The sequence below is a fragment of the Sodalis sp. dw_96 genome (genome assembly GCF_018449575.1).
Taxonomy (GTDB): Bacteria; Pseudomonadota; Gammaproteobacteria; order Enterobacterales; family Enterobacteriaceae; genus Acerihabitans.
This window is the reverse complement of record NZ_JAAVUT010000018.1, coordinates 13,549-34,670: the sequence shown is the minus strand read 5'-3', so window position 1 is coordinate 34,670 and position 21,122 is coordinate 13,549. Positions and strand designations below refer to the sequence as shown.

13 protein-coding genes and 3 pseudogenes are annotated in these 21,122 nt (G+C 49.4%); 10 read left to right on the top strand and 6 right to left on the bottom strand.

Annotated elements, in window-relative coordinates:
- Nucleotides 1-48: 48 nt before the first annotated feature.
- Nucleotides 49-1,059 (bottom strand): amidohydrolase family protein, encoded by a 1,011-nt coding sequence (locus HB631_RS20735; RefSeq protein ID WP_213993077.1) that lies wholly within the window; start codon nucleotides 1,057-1,059, stop codon nucleotides 49-51.
- A 468-nt stretch (nucleotides 1,060-1,527) separates the two neighbouring features.
- On the opposite strand from HB631_RS20735, the gene HB631_RS20730 reads away from it, so the two are divergent.
- Nucleotides 1,528-2,253, top strand: coding sequence for a TetR/AcrR family transcriptional regulator (locus HB631_RS20730; protein WP_213993076.1), 726 nt, complete (start codon nucleotides 1,528-1,530; stop codon nucleotides 2,251-2,253).
- Nucleotides 2,254-2,286: 33 nt separating this feature from the next.
- Here HB631_RS20730 and HB631_RS20725 read toward each other — a convergent pair.
- Nucleotides 2,287-2,540: pseudogene (locus HB631_RS20725) on the bottom strand (IS3 family transposase); the annotation flags it as partial.
- A gap of 113 nt (nucleotides 2,541-2,653) precedes the next feature.
- On the opposite strand from HB631_RS20725, the gene HB631_RS20720 reads away from it, so the two are divergent.
- The 9 genes and pseudogenes from HB631_RS20720 (at nucleotide 2,654) to atoC (ending at nucleotide 11,613) form a co-directional block, all read left to right on the top strand.
- Nucleotides 2,654-3,103, top strand: a complete 450-nt coding sequence (locus HB631_RS20720) for a conjugal transfer protein TrbD (protein WP_213993074.1) — start codon at nucleotides 2,654-2,656, stop codon at nucleotides 3,101-3,103.
- 12 nt (nucleotides 3,104-3,115) lie between these two features.
- Nucleotides 3,116-3,259: a hypothetical protein gene (locus HB631_RS20715; protein ID WP_213993073.1), complete on the top strand. Its 144-nt coding sequence runs from the start codon at nucleotides 3,116-3,118 to the stop codon at nucleotides 3,257-3,259.
- Nucleotides 3,220-3,682 (top strand): annotated as a pseudogene (locus HB631_RS27130) (IS630 family transposase); the annotation flags it as partial. The gene HB631_RS20715 and the pseudogene HB631_RS27130, both read left to right, overlap by 40 nt.
- A 399-nt stretch (nucleotides 3,683-4,081) precedes the next feature.
- Complete coding sequence (gene atoD, locus HB631_RS20710) at nucleotides 4,082-4,747, top strand: acetate CoA-transferase subunit alpha (RefSeq protein WP_255557180.1); 666 nt, start codon at nucleotides 4,082-4,084, stop codon at nucleotides 4,745-4,747.
- Nucleotides 4,744-5,409, top strand: coding sequence for a 3-oxoacid CoA-transferase subunit B (locus tag HB631_RS20705; protein ID WP_213993071.1), 666 nt, complete (start codon nucleotides 4,744-4,746; stop codon nucleotides 5,407-5,409). The genes atoD and HB631_RS20705 overlap by 4 nt, the downstream gene beginning before the upstream one ends.
- Complete coding sequence (locus HB631_RS20700) at nucleotides 5,406-6,737, top strand: TIGR00366 family protein (RefSeq protein WP_213993070.1); 1,332 nt, start codon at nucleotides 5,406-5,408, stop codon at nucleotides 6,735-6,737. Before HB631_RS20705 ends, HB631_RS20700 begins: the two co-directional genes overlap by 4 nt.
- A gap of 18 nt (nucleotides 6,738-6,755) precedes the next feature.
- On the top strand, nucleotides 6,756-7,940 hold the full coding sequence (locus tag HB631_RS20695) for an acetyl-CoA C-acetyltransferase (protein WP_213993069.1): 1,185 nt from the start codon (nucleotides 6,756-6,758) through the stop codon (nucleotides 7,938-7,940).
- A 443-nt stretch (nucleotides 7,941-8,383) separates the two neighbouring features.
- The gene (gene atoS / locus HB631_RS20690) at nucleotides 8,384-10,234 is read left to right on the top strand and encodes a two-component system sensor histidine kinase AtoS (RefSeq protein ID WP_213993068.1); all 1,851 of its coding nucleotides are present in this window, start codon (nucleotides 8,384-8,386) and stop codon (nucleotides 10,232-10,234) included.
- Entirely contained in the window at nucleotides 10,231-11,613 is a 1,383-nt protein-coding gene (gene atoC, locus HB631_RS20685; protein ID WP_213993067.1) for an acetoacetate metabolism transcriptional regulator AtoC, read from the top strand. The genes atoS and atoC overlap by 4 nt, the downstream gene beginning before the upstream one ends.
- 197 nt (nucleotides 11,614-11,810) lie before the next feature.
- Here atoC and HB631_RS20680 read toward each other — a convergent pair.
- From HB631_RS20680 to HB631_RS20660, 4 genes and pseudogenes are all read right to left on the bottom strand, one after another.
- A pseudogene (locus tag HB631_RS20680) lies at nucleotides 11,811-12,776 on the bottom strand (IS110 family transposase); the annotation flags it as partial.
- Nucleotides 12,777-15,062: 2,286 nt separating this feature from the next.
- Nucleotides 15,063-16,472: an efflux transporter outer membrane subunit gene (locus HB631_RS20670; RefSeq protein ID WP_213993066.1), complete on the bottom strand. Its 1,410-nt coding sequence runs from the start codon at nucleotides 16,470-16,472 to the stop codon at nucleotides 15,063-15,065.
- A complete protein-coding gene (locus tag HB631_RS20665; RefSeq protein ID WP_213993065.1) occupies nucleotides 16,465-19,602 on the bottom strand; it encodes an efflux RND transporter permease subunit in 3,138 nt (1,045 codons plus the stop codon). The genes HB631_RS20670 and HB631_RS20665 overlap by 8 nt, the downstream gene beginning before the upstream one ends.
- Before the next feature lie 10 nt (nucleotides 19,603-19,612).
- Nucleotides 19,613-20,749, bottom strand: coding sequence for an efflux RND transporter periplasmic adaptor subunit (locus HB631_RS20660; RefSeq protein ID WP_213993064.1), 1,137 nt, complete (start codon nucleotides 20,747-20,749; stop codon nucleotides 19,613-19,615).
- Nucleotides 20,750-21,122: the final 373 nt, after the last annotated feature.

The following is a 21,122-nucleotide window of genomic DNA, read 5'->3' as shown; positions in this document are numbered from 1 at the left end:
ATCCCGGAGGAGCAACCGCAGCGGCTCGCCCGGAAAGTACCGGGCTTTTCAATTGACGTGAGGCAGCTTCAAGCCTAACAGAGCGTCGGCCGTACCATATGCCAGCCTCGACGCCTCTGCCTCCGTTAATCCAAGTCTGCTGAGAAAAAGACCACCCTCGGCATTGCTGCTATAGGGATGGTCAACGCTAAACATCACCCGGTCGTCCCCAAAAGTGGCATACAGTAGACGTAGCACTGCAGGATCAAATTGGCCACTGGTTGTCACCCACACTTGTTCTTGTAGTTGTTGAACAAGCGGTCTGCTCAGTGATACAGCGGGTTCGTTTGCCAGCATGGATTGGGTACGGGTCATTGTCATAGGCAAAAATTCTCCCATGTGGCCGATGATCAGGCGCAGTTTTGGGTAACGGTCCAGAGTACCTGAAAATACAAGGCGCAATACATGGATAGCGACTTCCGCATGCCATCCGAAACCGTAGGTCGACAAAATGAAATCCAATGGGCTGGGCAGACCGCTGTAATAGGCACCGCGTACTGACATAGGTGCCAGCCCAGGATGAAGATACAGTGGGACACCCAGCGCTTGTGCTTTTTCCAACAATGGCTGGAACTGCGGATCGTCAAGGAACCGACCGTCACTGGTCCCGTTGATCATTGCGCCTACTAGACCCAGCGATTTAACAGAGCGCTCTAGCTCGTCTGGCGCCGCTTCGGGGTCTGTAACTGGCAGATGGGCAAACCCGGCGAAACGGTAGCTATGTTGGGCGATAAAATTGGCCAGCCGATCGTTGACTTCTTGTGACCAGATAACACCTTGGGCCCCGGGCAGTAACTCGGCACCTGGCCCAGCCCACGACAGCACCTGCATTGTGATGTTGTGTTTATCCATATCGGCCAAACGGTTAGCGCCCAGTTCCGGCAACTGCTGTGCAATACGCTGCATCAAAGCTGGGGCGTCAGAGCCTTCCGGCCATCCACGATTGCGGATCAGGGCCGCGGGGAGCCTGGCAATCATATCTGGGAAGTTGAAATGTTCTTCCAAGGCAACAATGCGCATAATTTCCTCATAAATCAATCGATTTCTACCGTAAACATCCTGCTCCTTAACCGCTTGGCTCGGCAGCCAGAGGGATCTAGGGCAGCCAGAAAGGGGGATAATTGGTAGCAGCAGATAGCTCTCATATCCACGCGCCAGCGTAGATTGTCTACGTCCGCATCCCAGTTGCGGTCATCTGAAGTCTGCAATGTCAGGCCTGCACCACACTGATTTTACGTGCCGATTTCCAGAATTAGAGAGTACCGCCCGCTGTTCGACTCTTTGCACTTCAATACCGGCCAGTTTCAACAAATAGGCGGCCATCAATCCGGTTAGGGCCGGCGTCTACAACCAGCACCTCACAACCGCAGGAGGCGCTCATTGCTCCTCCAATGGGGTAAAAGTTAAAAACAGTATAGAATTCAAATTTGAATTTGACAACATTTTCGAACAAAATACCTGCTTCATCTTCTACACACCAGGATAACCATGACCAATTCTCCATCCTCTACCAATCGGAAAACGGTCGAAAAATCTCGTGCGCCCCGGCCCGATGGCGATACGACGAAGGCAAAAATCTTAAACGTGGCAGGGCGTTTATTCGCCGAATTCGGCTACGCACAGACAACGAGCAAAATGATCTGTGAAGCGGCACATACCAACATCGCAGCCGTCAACTACCACTTCGGCAGTCGAGAGGACCTGTACCTGGCCGTGCTCAGGGAAGTACATCAGCACATGCTTTCCCTGGACTACATGAGCCGGTTAGCGGATAGCGAGATGACCAGCCATGAAAAACTAGACCAGTTGATCGACGGCATTTGCGTGAATTTGCTAAATGGCGAAGACTGGCAAAAACGATTGTGGGCACGTGAATTGCTTGCCCCTTCGAAACTGATGGCAGGAGTGCTCGAGATGGAGGTGATGCCGAAATTTGATATGATTCGGCAAATCGTGGCAGAGGTCATCAACCGGCAACCCTGTCATCCTGTGACTGTGCAAAGCACCCTGAGTGTCATGTCTCCTGTGCTTGTGCTGTTGGTCTTGAACCGCGACCTGCCGGGACCGGCGCAAATGGTACGCGAAGGTGACGAGTTAATGGTGGCGGCCCACATGAAAACATTTTTATGGGCGGGCCTTCAAGCCGTCAAAGCGGCTTCGTTCGAGGGCAACCACCCGCCAGGACCAGATAAAGATGGACTCGTCGAGTGTTAAGGGTTGTCAAAATACAGTGATTGAAATCTGCCCCCACAGGTGATCGGGGCGCTCCGCCACGAATGACGTTTAACCAGGTCATGTGGCGTACCCGCTTTGCTGCCATAGGTGATTCTGACGCTTTTACCCCGCCGCACACCACTTATCTGCAACACCCTCATTAGGCGTTCCACGGTGCACCTGGCCACGCGGATGCCTTCGCGTTTTAACTGATGCCAGATTTTGCGCTAGCCATAGACACGGTAGTTTTTGTCATAGACACGCTGTATTTCCTGTTTCAGTTGCCATCACGCTTCTCTTTGTCGCCCCGCTGCCACGGCTGGCAAACAGGTCAAAGCGAGAGTCTTAACAATAGACGGATAAAAAATTTATGATAAAATTCAATTAAATAGATGACTGGATGTTCCCGAGCCCGGGCAACATCCAAAATGAACGGTGGCATGGCGATGTGGACGGCGGCGGTCATTTTCCTGACGTTCATCGTCTACCGGCGCATTCGTGCTCGCGCTCATCTGACGCATCAAAGCCCACGACGAGCAATGGACAGCTTCGTCACACGCCTATTCAACGGGTATTCCATCGCGAGAACCTGCTGATGGGGGGTGAACGTGAATTAGTGATGTTCACCGCGCTGGTCGCCGGCAGCATTATTCTGACCTCGCAAAACCTGATGGCCGTGGCGGTGGGGATACCGCTTTATGTGATTTGTCTGGCGCTGCTGCGAATGATGGCCAAAGTCGACCCGGAGATGTCACGGGTGTTTCTGCGCCAGCGTCGCTATCAGTCATATTACCCGGCGCGCAGCACCCCTTTTGTGTACGAAAATTCATCATCACGGCAAAAACAATAGGAGCGCTTATCAATGTTCAGGCTAAAACCCTATCGCAGCCAGGCAAAAGGCGTCGGCGATTTGCTGGCCTATGCCGCCCTTTGGCATGACGGCGTGGTGATGACCAAAAGCGGCGGTCTGATTGGCAACGACGAGGATACCAAAAACGGATCCTAACGCCGGGAAAAAACGAAAAACATTATCTAGCCGGGGTGTTACATGCCGGAACAGGGCGGGTCGATTACGTCAGTTCAACAAGTAAAAATTCGGATTTATTCATCCAAATGCTAAAACACCTAGAAGTATTTATCGCAGCGCGAAAACCATCACGCTAATCGTTGATAATTACATCATTCACAAGAGCCAGAAGACCCGAGATGGCTGGATGAAAATTCAAAATTTATCATTATTTATCAACCGATTTACTCACCTTGGGTGAACCGGATAGAGTTGTTATGGCTAGCACTTCATGAAACGGTGACTCGCAATCACTAATGCCGATATACGTGGCAATTATTAAAAAAAGTGAAACAGTTTATGAAAGCGGCATCCCCATTCCCCGGCAACGGACATGGGCAGGCAAAAGTGGTGCGGTATTAGGCGCAGATATTTAGTGGTGGAACGGTTGTAACGGGTTAATTCAGACGCGTATATCGGTGATAAACTGGCGTGTGCGCGGCGGCAGTTCTGTTTAAAATAGAACCGTCATTCATCCTGAAATAGAATGTTGATTTTTATTGGAACAGATCAAAATGATTATTATCAAAATAGCATAGTGACTCCCGTCACATAATATCATCGTGGTGTGCAGATAAAAATGCACACCCGTGCAAAAATACAACGAAACGACCTCTACTTGCATATTTTTTATAAAATAATTTTTTAATAAAATTTATAATTTTCATGACGATAAACATCGCATAAAAAATATAAAATAATGGCCCCATGTTTGCAAACGCTTTACCTGAATTATTTATAGACTTAGGGGAAATAACCAAATTGAAAAATAAAAAAATTATGTTATCCGATACCATGCCCTATTTTCATGATGGCATGACAATTATGGTCGGCGGCTTTATGGGCATCGGTTCGCCACCGAATTTACTTCAAGCCGTCATGGATTCGGGTATTAAAGATATAACACTGATATGCAACGATACCGCTTTTATAGATACCGGCGTCGGGCCATTAATTACCCATGGCCGGGTGAAAAAAGTGATTGCGTCACATATCGGCACCAATCCGGAAACCGGACGCCGCATGATTTCGGGTGAATTAGACGTCGAATTGGTTCCCCAGGGAACATTGGTTGAAAGGATCCGTTGCGGCGGAGCCGGCATTGGCGGTTTTTTAACTCAAACCGGCGTCGGGACCGTGGTACAGGAGGGTAAAGAAACCATTCACCAACATGGCGTCGAGTACCTGCTGGAACTTCCTCTGCGCGCCGACCTGGCGTTAATTCAGGCTGACATGGCTGACCCCACGGGGAATCTCACCTACAAATTATCGGCGCGCAATTTCAATCCCTTGATCGCCTTCGCCGCCGATGTGGTTATTGCAGAACCCCGCGAAATGGTTGCAATCGGCGATATTCATCCCGATTGCGTCATTACGCCCGCCGCCCTGATCGATCTGATTGTTTACCCCGTGGAGGCGTTGTCATGAATGCCAAAGAGCTTATTGCACGTCGAGTCGCCCTGGAACTGCATGATGGCGATATCGTTAATCTGGGTATCGGCTTACCGACCCTGGTAGCCAATTTTCTGCCTAAGGATGTCGAGATCACGCTTCAATCGGAAAATGGATTCCTGGGGCTTGGACCGGTTACCGAACCCTGTCCCGACCTGGTGAATGCCGGCGGCCAGCCCTGCGGCATCCTGCCGGGGGCGGCCATGTTCGATAGCGCGACCTCATTCGCCCTGATACGCGGCGGACATATCGACACCAGTGTACTGGGCGGGTTGCAGGTGGATCAGGATGCCGATTTGGCTAACTGGATGGTGCCTGGAAAAATGGTGCCAGGCATGGGCGGAGCCATGGATTTGGTTATCGGTGCCCATAAAGTCATTATCGCCATGGAGCACTGCGCCAAAGATGGCTCTGCAAAAATACTCCCCCGCTGTACCTTGCCGCTAACGGCCAAGCACGTGGTGGATATGATAGTGACCGAATTATGCGTTCTGGTCTTTGAAAACGGGCAATTGGTACTGAAAGAATTAGCCCCTGGCGTATCGCTGTCCACCGTCCTGGACAAGACCATGGCCGTTATCACCATCCTGGGCGACCTGAAGGTTATGCCGATTGCAATGGATGGGCCCACATTATGAACGGCATAGGAAAAATCTCCAGTACGATGACCATGGTGGTTAATCGCTACCTGCCCGATCCGCTTATCTTCGCCATGCTGTTGACGCTGCTAATGTTCTGCATCGGGTTCCTTTTCACTCCCCATTCGCCGTTGGAGATCGGCAATATGTGGGGGGACGGATTCTGGAATCTGCTCGCCTTCGGTATGCAGATGGCGCTGATCATCGTCACGGGTCATGCGCTGGCCAGTACTCCCCTGGTCCGCAATTTGTTAAGGGATACCGCATCATTGGCAAAAACGCCGGTGCAAGGTGTGATGCTCGTGTCTTTTTTCAGTCTGATCGCCTGTGCGATTAACTGGGGATTCGGCCTTATCGTGGGCGCCATGTTTGCCAAAGAGGTTGCCCGCCGCGTTAAAGGCTCCGACTACCCGTTACTTATCGCCTGCGCTTATATGGGCTTTTTGTCCTGGGGCGGAGGGTTATCGGGTTCTATGCCGCTACTGGCCGCGACGCCCGGTAATCCAATGGAACATTTAACCGGCGGTATTATTCCTATCGGCCGGACCATGTTCGCGGGTTTTAATATATTTGCAATGGCGGCATTGCTGATTGTTATTCCGCTGGTTGCCGGGATGATGATGCCAAAGCCCGATCAAGTACATATTATCAATCCTGATTTGCTGCAAGAAGACCCCGATTATCAACGAAAACTTCCGCCTAATGCCTCCGTCGCGGAGAAGTTGGAAGAAAGCCGGACCCTTACTTTTCTCATCAGCATATTGGCGAGTGTTTACCTGATAATGTATTTCTGGAAAAACGGCTTCAATATCACAATCAACAATGTGAATATGATTTTCCTGATTGCCGGGTTATTACTGCATAAAACACCGATGGCCTATATGCGCGCGTTTTCGGCGGGTACCCGTAGTTGCGCCGGTGTGCTTGTCCAATTCCCATTTTATGCCGGAATCCAATTAATGATGGAGCACTCCGGCTTCGGCGGCATGATAACCAACTTTTTCGTGGATATATCAACAAAAAATACTTTTCCTGTTATGGCATTTATCAGCTCGGCCATTATCAATTTCGCCGTGCCCTCCGGCGGCGGGCATTGGGTTATTCAGGGTCCGTTCGTTATTCCCGCCGCGCAACAACTCGGTACTGATTTGAGCAAAGCCACCATGGCCATCGCTTATGGCGAACAGTGCGGGAATATGGCGCAACCATTTTGGGCGCTGCCAGCATTGGCCATTGCCGGACTCAGCGTGCGAGACATTATGGGGTATTGCATCACGGCGTTAATTTTTTCCGCGATCATTTTTATCATTGCCCTGAGCTTTTTATAATATCCAAAGGAAAATACAATGAATAACGTTGTTATTGTCAGTGCAACACGCACAGCCGTCGGCAGTTTTGCCGGTGCCCTGATATCGACTCCGGCAATAGAACTTGGTGCTATCGCCATTACTGAAGCGATAAAAAGAGCGGGTATTGATCCCCATATTATTGATGAAGTCATTATGGGTCATGTATTACAGGCCGGCTTGGGACAGAATACCGCCCGCCAGGCAGCATTAAAAGCAGGTATTCCAGACAATGTCAGCGCGATGACCATCAATAAAGTCTGTGGTTCCGGTTTAAAAAGCGTGGCGCTTGCCGCCCAGGCCATACGCGCCGGCGACGCCAAGGTGCTTATTGCCGGCGGTATGGAAAATATGAGCATGGCGCCCTATTTATTAGGCAGCAAGGCGCGTTGGGGGTATCGCATGGGTGATACCGTCGTGCAGGACATCATTTTGCAAGATGGGTTGCTGTGTGCGGTTAATGGCTATCATATGGGCATCACCGCGGAAAACGTGGCTAAAAAGTACCATATCAGCCGTGAAGATCAGGATCAGTTAGCGCTGGAATCCCAGAAAAAAGCAGCGGCGGCCATTGCCGGCGGCGCGTTTGTCAAAGAGATTACGCCAATGGTGATTAAAAATAAGAAAACCGGCGACAGGATTTTTGATACCGACGAGCACCCCCGCGGCGATACCTCTTTGGAAAAATTGGCGAAGCTGAGTCCCGCGTTTAAACCCGACGGTACCGTGACGGCGGGAAATGCTTCCGGCATTAATGACGGTGCGGCGGCGCTGGTGGTCATGTCGGAAGAATACGCAAAGCAACTGGGGTTAAAACCCTTGGCCCGTATTCGCGGTTACGCCAGCGCCGGGGTTGACCCGGCCTTGATGGGGATGGGGCCGGTTCCGGCAACGCAAAAAGTCCTGGCCGATACGCATCTGAGCATCAGCGATATGGATTTGATTGAAGCCAATGAAGCCTTTGCCTCGCAATTTCTTGCGGTAGGCCGAGCGCTCGGATTCAAAGAAGAAAAGGTGAATGTCAATGGTGGCGCCATAGCCTTGGGCCATCCGATTGGCGCCAGCGGTGCCCGCATTCTGGTGACGTTACTGCATGCCTTGCAGGCCAGGGACAAAACCCTCGGGCTGGCGACCTTGTGCATCGGCGGCGGACAAGGGGTTGCGGTAATTGTTGAACGTTTGTAATACCGGTTAAGAAGATAATATCCCCCTGTCGGTGACGATTACGGCAGGAGGATAACCCAGCGTCGGGCAATAACACAAAAAATAGCTATTTTTATAAACCGATGATTACGGACCATAAAAAATAAATTGGCGCATTTAAGCGGAAAAGCGAGCCAAAGCACAAAATATTACACCAGATGTTTTAGAATAATCAGTAAAATAGAGCCATCAGTGATTTATGATAATTATTACTACCGAGTAATAATCTATATCATAACAGATTTTTTATTGAGACAGCGCGGACGCGAAATTTTTACACAATAGAACCAATATTGTTAAAGGATTTGAACTGAATGGGTGAGGATTTTGTAAGGTAATCCAACTTTATAAAAACCTATGGTAACGACATGACCAAATATTAAAAAAGCTGCACGGATAAGTGGGCTTTTTGGAGTTATATAGTTATGTATCCGCAGGATTTCAATGTGGTAAAGTACATCCACAATCTTTTTTTTGACACTCTGCGCAATAAGCTAATTTTCCTGGCGATCTTTATGGTTTTTTTACCCACGCTATTAATGGCCTTTTTCGTGGAAAAACAGGGGCGCAGCGGGATGTTGGAGGAAAAAACCAGCAAACTTTACAGCGTTACATATTTATTAGACCAGGCGTTGGCCGACGGTCTCGATCGTTATTCCACGCTACCTAGGCAAGAGCGAATCCAGGCTTTAAATCGAGATTTAGCCGGTATTACCGAAAAAATTACGGCTGCATTTCCCAACGTCGCCGCTGGTTATTATAGCAAGGAACTGGATGCAATAATCACTTATGCGCCGCGAAAATATTATTCGAACAACGTGGGCATCCGTATCGAAGAAAATCATCCTGGCCGGATTGTGATGAAAACTGCCAAACCCCTGATTAAATCCGGGCGTCAGGTGCGAGGGGATATCATGAATGCCATGATCCCTATCTATCGGCACCAGAAAGTGGTGGGCTATATCTGGGCCAATGAACTCATTCATCATATTGACAAACAAGAATTGGCGATGGATTTGTCTATTTTTGGGGTAATTGGCATAGGATTATCGTTAAGTGTCTTCCTTATTATCGTTCTTTCCCGAAAAATCACCCAAGATGTGGATACTATAAAAGCCGGCCTGTATAAACTCCCCATTAATTTAAGAACGACCATCCCACCGATGCATGGCGAGATGGGAGAAATTTCCGATAGCATAAACGCGATATCCTATGCCCTGCTGGAAGCAAGAACGCTGAATGAATTGATTATAGAAAGTGCCGCCGATGCGATCGTCAGCGTCGATAATCAATGCTGCATCAGGATTTTCAACCCGGCAGCACAGGCTATAACCGGTTACAGCCTGGAAGAAGTCCTCGGGAAACCCTATCGTGATATCTTCAACAAGGCCCGTTTCCAAAGTCCTATCCTGGATACGCTGAACTATGGCGTGACACACGTGGGTATTGAAGTTGAATTCCCCGCCAAAAGCAAAATGCTCTATATCAAAGCCAGCAGTAGCCAACTGCATAATTCCGACGGTGATATTATCGGTGCACTGGTTATTTTTACCGATTTAACCGCACAAAAACAGATGCAAGACCAGATTGGCCGCGCTGAACGGCTAGCCGCATTGGGAGAACTGGTGGCGGGCATTGCCCATGAAGTGCGCAACCCGCTCACCGCCATCAGCGGGTTTATACAATATTTGACCGAGGGTGAAACCGAACCTCAACGGATGGAATATATTAAAATCATCCGCAAAGAAATTGGCTCGATAAATAAGCTTATCCAACAATTATTGGAATTTTCCCGTCCCCATCCCCAGCATTATCAGTGGGTATCCATCAACGCGTTAATCAAGGAAAGCCTGCTGTTGGTAAAAGCTCATGGTGTAGATAAGAAAGTGAATTTTGATTTGCGATTGGGCGAAAATTTACCCCAGATTGAAGTCGATCCTCCGTTGGTCAAGCAGGTAATTCTCAACTTGATCATCAACGCAATGCAATCGATTATTAACGCGGGAAAGGTCGTGATCAGTACCGCGCTGTGCCCCGGCAAATGCGTGCAAATAAATATTCATGATACGGGTATCGGTATTATGCCTGATGATATAGAAAAAGTGTTTACCCCATTTTTTACCACCAAACCCACGGGAACCGGACTGGGCCTTTCCATTGCCCAACGCATCGTGACCGCCCATAACGGAAGTATTACGCTGGAAAGCCAGCCAAGCCAGGGAACGACGTTAATCATTACGTTACCCATTAATAATAAAGACCGGGATCCATCATGAGCCAGCCGAATCGTATATTGATCGTTGATGATGAAGAAAATGTCCGCCTGATGCTGAAAGCCGTTTTTTCCCAGAACGGCAATACTATTTTATGCGCCGACAATGGTGAACAGGCGATTGAGCTCTTTAAACACGAACAACCCGATCTGGTGCTGATGGATATCCGGATGCCGAATATGGACGGCATTGAAGCGTTGCAACACATGCACGCTATTTATCAGGATATCCCGGTGATTCTCATGACCGCCTATGCTGCGGTGGAAACCGCCGTGGAGGCGTTACGTCTCGGTGCGTTCGATTATATCATCAAACCCTTTGAACTTGATGAGATGAAGCTCTTGATGGCGCGGGCCTTGCAATTGCGCGATATGAAACACGAGATCAATTTGTTGCACCGGGAACTATCGGACAGCTATAGCCACGGCCGTATATTGACCAATAATCCCAAAATGATGGAGCTGTGCCGGGCCATAGCCAAAGTGGCGCAAAGCCACGCCAGCGTATTGATTACCGGCGAAAGCGGTACGGGCAAGGAACTGATTGCTAAAGCCATACACTATAATAGCCCGCGGGCAAAAGGCCAATTTATCAAGGTCAATTGCGGGGCATTGCCGGAATCTTTATTGGAAAGCGAGTTATTCGGCCATGAAAAGGGGGCATTTACCGGGGCGCAAATACAGCGACAAGGGTTATTCGAGCGCGCGCATCAGGGAACGTTGTTGCTGGATGAGGTCGGCGAAATGTCGCCTCATTTGCAGGTTAAACTGTTGCGTGTTTTGCAGGAGCGTGAATTTGAACGGGTCGGAGGCAATCAAATTATCAAAACAGATATCCGTATTGTCGCTGCCACCAACTGTGACCTCAAAAGTATGATCGAGCGAGGGGAATTCCGTAGCGATCTTTATTATCGCTTGAATGTGATGCATTTAAACTCCTACCCGTTGCGGGAACGTCCAGAGGATATTCTGTTGTTAGCCAGGCATTTCTTGCAAAGATTCAGTGCTGAAAATAATAAGGATATTTTAGGATTGGATATCAGCGCCATCAGCATTCTTGAAGAGTATAAATGGCCGGGGAATGTGCGTGAGTTGGAAAATGCCATCGAACACGCAGTGATTATGAGCACTGGATACATCATCTTTTCCGACGATTTACCGGAACATTTGCAGCGGGTCAAAAATATGCCCTCCTCCGGCGTTACGCCGATTACACCTTTTGAACAAAACGTAAATTTGAAAGATAACCTCAAGAATTACGAAAAATCCCTCATACTGCAAGCCTTGAACAACAACCAGAATAACCGGGTACAAACGGCAAAAGTCCTGGGGATCAGTCTGCGGACATTAATGTATAAACTGCAAGAATACTGTATTGAATAGCTTATTGCAGTGTCACAAAAGCCAGTACGGCGCATATGTTGATGTTCATCGAACGCAATCACAACATTATTGTTCAGCACCCTAACGATTTTCATCATAACCCCTGAAAAAGCAAAAGACCTGACCCCCGGATGATGACAGGTGTCAGGTCTTGTCTGTCGATACAGTAACAACCCTTTAGTGGCAAATCTTATTAACGTCAATTTATTGGCCAACGCGACAGTCGCTTTCATTTTTCCTCTTCGCTCAGCAATTTTTTTTAACCAAACCCCAAGGCTGTCATCACGTTTTCGGGCCCAGTACATGACAGCTCTGGCACCATGGATTATCAACATTCGAAGCTCGCGGTTTCCATTTTTGGTCATTGCAGAAAGACTGTTTTTCCCACCAGAACTGCGTTGCCGGGGGACCAGACCACACCAGGCGGAAAGTTGTCTGCCATTATTAAACTGATCTGCATTAACTTCACTCAAAAATGCGGCTGCGATGAGGGGGCCAATACCCGGTATCGTCAACAGTGATTTGTATTTTGGCTGCTGCTGGCACAAAGCTGCTATGTTGTGCTCTGTCGAACATATTTGTTCATTGAGCGAATGTATATTTTCCAATAATGAAAAAAGCAGTTGGCGTAATACCGGCGAAATAAATTGCTCTGGATCTTCGATAATGTCAGGCAATCGTCGTTGAAGAATATGAATGCCGGCAGGGATCTCGATTTTTTGTTCCGCCGCCAGTGCCCGAGCCTGGTTTGCCATCGCAGTACTCTGCTCTACCATCAACTGACGGGCACTCCGAAGCGCTTTGATATCATGCTGTTCAACAGTTTTTACAGTAACGAAATGAATTCCTGGACGGAACGCTGTTTCACAGATAGCCAGCGCGTCATTGGCATCATTTTTTTGGTAACGGGCTAATGCTTTAACATGCGGGGTGGGAATAAGCCTGACCAGATAGCCCATAGACTGAAATGTACTTCCCCAGTAATGCGAAGTTGCACAGGCTTCCATTGCAATCAGCGTATTGGCCGGAAGGTGGCGAATGGCATCCAACGGCTTACTTATGGCAACCTTCCGATTGGATACAACGGTACCATCACTCATCCAGACACAGACCTGAAAGAAAGATTTCGCTAAATCGATACCAATGACTTTTATCGTGTTCATGATGTTATACCTCTGTGGATAAAGATCACTCAGCATAAGTTTGGCAGGACTTACGTTGAAGAGGGACGTCCATCACATCACTTCATTCGGTTGTACGGGAGGTCATGCCACGTGTTGCCACGCAAAGTAAGCTTCAGGTTATCACGCTGGTGACTCTAAAAAAATTTTGCCTTGCCATCAGGATCAAGGTATTCGAATACCGGTTTCAAGAACTCAAGGCCTGCCCTCAATTGAAAATAAAGGAGCAAAGATGAACCACCGTATTCCTAAAATCTGTGCATATATGGAACGAGTGCGATAGGTTGTTATATTGCCGGCCATCTTGCACGGTCAAAGCAATGCGAGGTATCAGTCATCGTTCGTGAAAATGTCGTAACAATAATTCAAAAACAAGGGATACGCATTATCACTCCGGATAAGGACTTCACCGTTCATATCCATACCGCGGCAACCCCTGTAGAATTAGGGGTACAAGACTATGTGATTATTGTCACTAAAATTCATGTGTGGTAATTTTCCCGAACCTGCTTCGCTTGTGCATAAATGCCGTAAATCTCAGATTGATTAGGTATCATTGTTATGATTGCATCATAAGACCGTCAAATTATTGTCTTTTTATGCTTTAAGGAGAAGTGTCGTTTAATATTAATTTAAGTTTAAGGGGTGTTTATTCTCTCCCCCGAGGAACGATTAATTATTTAATATTGCTGAGTGGTGTAGCAACACCACGCCAGCGGCGGCCGGTTCATCGGTATCAGTGGAGATGAGCCTGTTGATAATTTTTTGATGCGGCACGGATTTGTTCCTAAATTGTTTCAGCCAGCCAATAAATCTATTTAGCACCCAATGATTGGGACGTCACTTTGCTAAATGGCAATTTTTCGCGTCACCCGCATTAATTGTTAACATTCTCATAATATTCAATGTTAGTATTCATACAGTCTCACACTCCCCCTTTCCTTTTAGCTTTTGCCCGTGTTCACATGCTACGGGCATTTTTTTGTTCTCATAATCTGCATAGTGCCCGTCACCAGCAATCCGCTAAAATGAGAGTTGAACGCATTTTGCTGAACAATTGGGAAATTCAGTTATAGGGGCAGTTCCACAAGCCAGCACAGTTAATTTGTCATTGTCTCTCGGGGCTACTAACCTACAATGCATGGCAATTTCATTGTTATATCCCCTAAGGACTGTAGTCGGCCCATTTTTTTACAAAAAATTGATATTATTACTGGCAACATTCGCTCCTCTGGTCCCATGAAAAAATTAGACGACCAGTCGTGTGACGCAGGAGGTTGTGATGAACGCCTGGGCTGAAAGAAGAAGCACAAACAAAATGGTACCTTCTTTTAATGGAGGTACCATCAAATAAGAGGAAAGAAACTATTTAATCCCAAAACTTTCCGGCTCCTTTTTTTAAAAAAATAAATTATATGCCACTAAGCACACGATGACAGCTATCGCTGCTATGGCTTCGATATCTCTGATGCTGATGTTACTGGCTGAGATGCTTTTCATGTTCATCATTACCTCCTCAGTGCAAGTTAATGATGGTCGTTTTATAGACAAGTCAGTGTGATTGAATCCACATTTCATAAATATTGTTTAATATTTGTAAATAATTGTTATTAATGCTTCGCTAACCGGCGTGAAGACCTCACAGAGGTCACGGCCAGATTTCCGTAGTGAATGAGAGAACGCCTATGCAATGGCGAGACGGCCGTACTTATTCGTGATTTAGTATTCGTGATATAGTGCCCAGCCGGGCGTGATGAGTCTGTGATTTCTGCACGAAATTGTTATCACATGCCAACGATTAAAAATATTATTGGTGAGCGTCACTGCTCATTCACACGAGATACCCGGAGGGATCGGAGTGGCGCCAGGGACAGTATCGGTTTACGCCCAGGCTCCGGGGAGTGATCTTTTTACGCCAAAAATAGAGGAAATACTGAGCAAACTGTGGTTGCCCGCACGAGGTATCGATCCTTAGGGCGTGCCCCTCGAGCCAAATACGGCCCAGCGTCGTGGTGCGGTGCAGCACTTTGAAAGTCGGCAGCACAAGCCATTGACCAATTTTGCCGGGTCCACATAATTGATGCGTACTCTCCTTGCTAATTGATTCTCGTCTTTTTAAGACGAGACACAGCAATGACGGGGGGGGTAAAGCGCAAAGCCCAAACTAATGGACTGAAATCGCACAGTGCCTGTTTCGGTCCATTCCGATCATTGAATACGCAACGACTGCCCTGTATTGATGGTAACAGGCCGTGGCGGTATCGATGATTACCCTTTCCAGCCTCCGCCCAGTACTTTGTAAAGGGTTATTTGTTGCTCCAGTAATCCCAATCGGGTGTTGATTTGTGACTGCTGCGCGGCATAAAGCGAACGCTGAGCAACCAGGACATTCAAATAATTATCCACCCCCTGCCGATAACGCATATCCGACGCATCATAGTTGCGCTGGTTGGCGGCAGTATCCAAGGCGCGGGCGTTTAACTCGTCCTGATACGTTACCTGGCCGGCCAGGGCGTCGGAAACCTCTTTAAACGCTGTTTGAATGGTTTTTTCATAGTTCGCCACCTCAATTTTTCGCTCGGTTTTCGCGATATCTAAATTGGCCTGATTGACGCCGCCGTCAAAAATCGGCAGGCTGACGGAAGGCACAAACGACCAGGCCGCGGTACCGCCTTTTAGCAGATGGTCGAGGCTGCTGCTGGAGGAGCCACCGGCCGTCGTCAGGCTGATGGTGGGGAAAAATGCCGCCCGCGCCGCGCCGATATCGGCATTGGCCCCTTTCAGGGTATGTTCGGCAGCAATAATATCCGGCCGCCGCGTCAACAAATCAGACGGTAAACCAGCCGGGGTCGCCGGGAAATGCCAGTCCTGATTCAACCGGGCATGTTCAACCAGCCCGGCGGGCAATTCGGTGCCGACCAGCAAGCGCAGGGCATCGACATCCTGCCGGACCTGGCGGGTATATTGCGCCACATCGGCCTGGGCGCTGCGCACCGTGGTTTCCGCCTGCGCCAGGTCCTGAGAAGTACTTACCCCGCCATCATAGCTGCGTTTAGTTAAATCATACGAACGCTGCTGGCTGTCGGCGGTATTTTGCGCCAGCGTCAGCAATTCATGGTCCGAACACAACGTCAGATAGCCGGTCGCCACTTCAGCCATCAGGCTGATTTGCGTCGCCTGCCGGGTCGCCTCGGTGGACAGATAGCTCTCCAGCCCTTCGTCGCGCAAGCTGCGCAAGCGGCCGAAGAAATCCATTTCCCATGCGGTGACGCCCAGATTGGCGTCGTATTGATGATAGGTTACCGGCCCGATGCTTTGCGTTGTGAACAGATTCCCCGGCAGATGCTCGGACGTTTGGCTGGCGGACAAATCCACCGTGGGTAATAACGCCGCCCGGTCAATGTGGAACTGTGCCCGCGCCGTCTCGACATTGAGCGCCGCGACCCGCAAATCGCGGTTATTGACTAATGCCAATCCGATAAGCCGCTTTATTTCGGGATCGGTAAAGAAGGCTTTCCAGCCGATATCCGCCCCGTTTACCCCTGCCGGTCCGTCTACGTCCCATTTAGCGGCCACCGGCAAAGCAGGCCGGTGATACTTGGGCTGTAGCGTACAACCTGCCAGAGCCACCGCAATTATAGCCGGCAGCAAAGGTAGCGTATGATAAAATTTATTCATGATTTGTCGCCTCGTGGTACAAGGACGCGGTCTTTTTTTCACGACTGAATATTTTGACTACCACCACATAGAACAAGGGGACAAAAAAGATGGCCAGGAAGGTCGCGGTCAGCATGCCGCCAATGACCGCGGTACCGATTGAATGCTGGCTGCCTGAGCCGGCGCCGTGGGATATTGATAAGGGAAGGACACCCAGTATAAAGGCCATGGAGGTCATAATAATGGGCCGGATACGCAGTTGGGCCGCGTCAACCGCCGCTTCAACAATGTCCCTACCCTCTTTTTCGTGCAGGGCTTTCGCAAATTCGACAATCAGAATGGCGTTTTTTGATGCCAGCCCAATCGTCGTTAACAGCCCAATCTGGAAATAAATATCATTTTGCAAACCCCGCAGTAATACCGCCCCAACGGTTCCCACGATACCCAGCGGGATGACTAACAGGACCGAAAAGGGAATTGACCAGCTTTCATATAACGCGGCCAAACAGAGGAAAACCACAATGATGGAAATGGTATACAAGGCCGGGGTTTGAGAGCCGGAAAGTTGTTCTTCATAGGATAAGCCATGCCATTGCACCAGAAATCCTTTGGGCAATTTAGCGGCAATGTCATTGACGGCTTTTACCGCCTCGCCGGAGCTGAAACCAGCCGCCGGCGAGCCCATGATTTCTACCGCCGAGATACCGTTAAAACGGTCATAGCGGGGAGAACCGTATATCCATTTCCCGCTGCCGAATGCGCTGAACGGCACCATTTGACCCTTGCTGTTGCGGAAATACCATTGATTCAGATCTTCCGGCGAGACACGCGATGGGGCACGTCCCTGGATATACACCTGTTTTACCCGGCCTCCATACATAAATTGATTGACATAGCTGGAGCCCCAGGCCGAGGAGAGGGCGTCGTTGACATCCTCCACGCTGAGCCCCAGGGCGCGCGCGCGTTCATCATCAATGAGCAGTTGATATTCGGGCTCATCTTCCATCCCGTTAGGCCGTACTGCGGTCAGGCGTTTATCCTGGGCAGCGAGTTGGAAAAACTGATTGCGGGCGCTCATCAACGCTTCGTGCCCCTGATCGTTAATATCCTGAAGAAAAAAGTCAAAACCGGTCGCATTGCCCAGTTCGACCACGGCGGGCGGAACCAGGGCAAAGGCCTTCGCGTCTTTCAATGTCGCAAAGTGTTGCATAGCCCGGGCGGCCAAGGCCTGTACCGTCTGTGCCCGGGTACGGGCTCCCCAGTCTTTCAACTTCACAAACGCGATGGCGCTATTCTGACCGCGTCCGGCAAAGCTGAAACCATTCGCGGTAAAAACCGAACTGATCATCGCCGACTCATTTTTCAGCAGATAATCTTTCATATCCATTAATACCTGCTCAGTTCGCTCGGCGGAGGCATTGGCCGGTAATGTCACCTGCATCAGCATAATGCCCTGATCTTCATCCGGCAGAAAGGTCGTCGGTACGCGCGTAAAGAGATAGCCCGTTGCCAGAATAATGCCTAAATAAATCAGCAGGAAAAGATGGCGTCGGGAAATAACACTACTGACACTGCGCGTATAAGACACCACGCCGGAATCAAATTTCCGATTAAACCAGCCGGAAAATCCACGTTTCACCTGTCCTTTGACCGAGGGTTTTAACATGGTGGCACACAACGCCGGGGTAAAAATCAGGGCCATCAATACTGATAACGCCATCGCCGATACGATAGTAATGGAAAACTGCCGATAGATGATGCCGGTCGAACCGCTGAAAAAGGCCATAGGGACCAGCACCGCCGATAAAACCAACGCGATACCGAACAATGCACCCTGGATTTGTATCATTGATTTAAGGGTGGCTTCTTTCGGCCCGAGGTTTTCTTCGGTCATCACCCGCTCGACATTTTCCACCACCACGATGGCGTCATCGACTAACAGACCGATGGCCAGCACCATGCCAAACATCGTCAGCGTATTAATGGAATAACCCACTGCCGCCAGCACACCAAAGGTGCCCAGCAAGACCACCGGGACCACCATGGTCGTTATCAACGTGGCCCGCAGGTTTTGCAGAAACAACAGCATGACGCTGAAGACCAGCGCAATGGCTTCAACCAGTGTTTTTACCACTTCCTCGATGGACGCGCTGACGACCGGCGAGGTGTCATAGGGATATTGAACCTCCACTCCCTCAGGCAATGAAGACTTCAGGTTGGCAATCGTCGCGCGTACCCTATCAGCGGTATCAAGAATGTTTGCCCCGCTGGCCAAGCGCAAAGCAATACCACTCGCTGGTTGTCCATTGGCGGTTGATGAGATGCTGTAATCCTGTGGGCCCAAATCGATATTAGCGACATCGCGTAACCTGACCTGCGAGCCATCCGGGTTCACTTTCAAAAATATATCTTCAAATTGTTTGACCGTTTCCAATCGGGTTTTACCGATAATGGTCGCGCTGATTTTAGTGCCTTTGACCGTGGGTAACCCGCCGATTTTCCCGGAAGATATCTGCTGGTTCTGCTGGCTAATCGCGTTGGAAACATCACTGGGTATTAATTGATATTTATATAACTTGGCGGGGTCGAGCCAGACACGCATTGCATACTCGGAGCCCAACACCAAAAAGTCACCCACCCCTTTGGTCCGGGTGATGGGATCTTCGAGTTTTGACACCAACAAATCACTCAGGTCCGAGTTGCTCAATTTGCCGTTTTTGGACGTCAGACCGACAATCATCATAAAATTCGATTGATATTTGGCCACCCGCAACCCCTGGCTGGTGACTTCATCGGGCAATTGCGGTTCTGCCAGCGAGACTTTATTTTGCACCTGCACCTGGGCAATATCAGGATCGGTGCCTTGATCAAAGGTGACGATAATAACGGCGCTGCCATCGCTGTTACTTTGCGACTCGATATAGCGCAGGTTATCCAGCCCGTTCAGTTGCTGTTCAATAACCTGAACCGTGGTGTTACGTACCGTTTCTGCGCTGGCGCCCGGGTAGCTGGCGGTAACGGAGATGGCAGGTGGAGCGATATTGGGATATTGATTTACCGGTAATGACAGAATGGACAGGCCGCCTGCCAGCATAATAACGATAGCGATAACCCAAGCGAAAATAGGGCGTTCAATAAAAAACTTTGACATGGTATTTTCCCTATTGAGCCGACGGGTCAGTCATTGAAGAATTGTTGTTGCTCTCTGATGCGGGGATGTTCTGACGTTCGCTGGTCATTACCGTGATCCCCGCTCTGATATTTTGCAGCCCGTCGGTGATCACCTTTTCACCCGCTCTCAGTCCCTGGGTCACCAGCCATTGACCTTTTGCCATTTCCCCGGTGGCAATGGTGCGCTGTTCAACGGTATTGTCCGGCTTCACGATATAAACAAAGGGTTTACCTTTGACATCATGGCTGATCGCTTCCTGCGGCACCAGGATACCGTGCTCTTGTACTCCTTGTTGCAAGAGGGCATGCACAAACATCCCCGGCAGCAATTCATCGTGCGGGTTGGGAAAGGTGGCGCGCATCGTCACTGAGCCGGTCCCTTCATCCACGGTCACTTCCGAGAACTGAAGCTTGCCCTCGTAAGCGTACGGACTGCCGTCTTCGAGCGTCAGTTGCATCGCGGCGGCATTGTCCCCGGCCGCTTTGAGGTGACCTTCGGCCAGCGCGCGCCGCAGACGCAGTAAATCCTGGGAGGATTCGCTGATATCCACATACATGGGATCCAATTGTTGGATGGTGGTCAGGTAATTGCTTTGCCCGCTGGTGACCAACGCACCTTCCGTATACATCGAGCGACCGATATGACCTGAAATCGGCGCTCTGACCTCGGTATATTTTAAGTTAACCCGCGCGGTTTCCAGATCGGCGGCCGCTTCTTTGGCCGCAGCGACCGCATCGTCATAGACTTGAGCACTGACCGCGTGAGCTTCCGACAGCGGTTTGTAACGTCTGGCGACGGCATCGGCGTTATTCAAGGTGGCCTGCGCCTTATCAAAGGTGGCCTGATAAGCGACCGGGTCAATCTGGTAAAGTTGTTGCCCGGCTTTCACTTCAGCGCCTTCGGTAAACAGGCGTTTCAGAATAATGCCGTCAACCTGCGGCCGGACCTCCGCTCCCCGTACCGCCGTAGTTCTGCCCGGCAGACTGGTTGAAAGTGCCACAGCCTGGGTATGTAACGTGACGATATTGACCTGTGGCGGAGAGGCCTTTTGCGTGGATTGGGGGGTGGAACCATCACATCCAATAAGCAAAAAAATCATAAACATAACTGATTTTTTAAAGCGCATAATCTTTATAATCCCATCATTCAAGCACATTCATTCTTAAGCCGTTCACTCTCACCGGAACGACACAGACGAAGGTTGTGAAAATAATTAAGTAAAAACTTCGCTCGTACAGAAAGATTACCCGCAGTCCTTGAACAAATACCGATATCGCTAACGGGGCGCGGCCATCATACTTATCAAAAAACAGTGGATTATCTCTTCAGGAACCTGACATAAATCCGTGTTCATCGCCGGTCGGTCCTATCAGGGCAGACAAAAAATAACCGTACAACAATAACCGTGATTGCTCACATTTTTATGCGGACATCCGTACCAAAATAAGCTTGCTTTAACCCGCCGTCAAGCTGTTGTAAAATGGAATATCGGTCAGGAT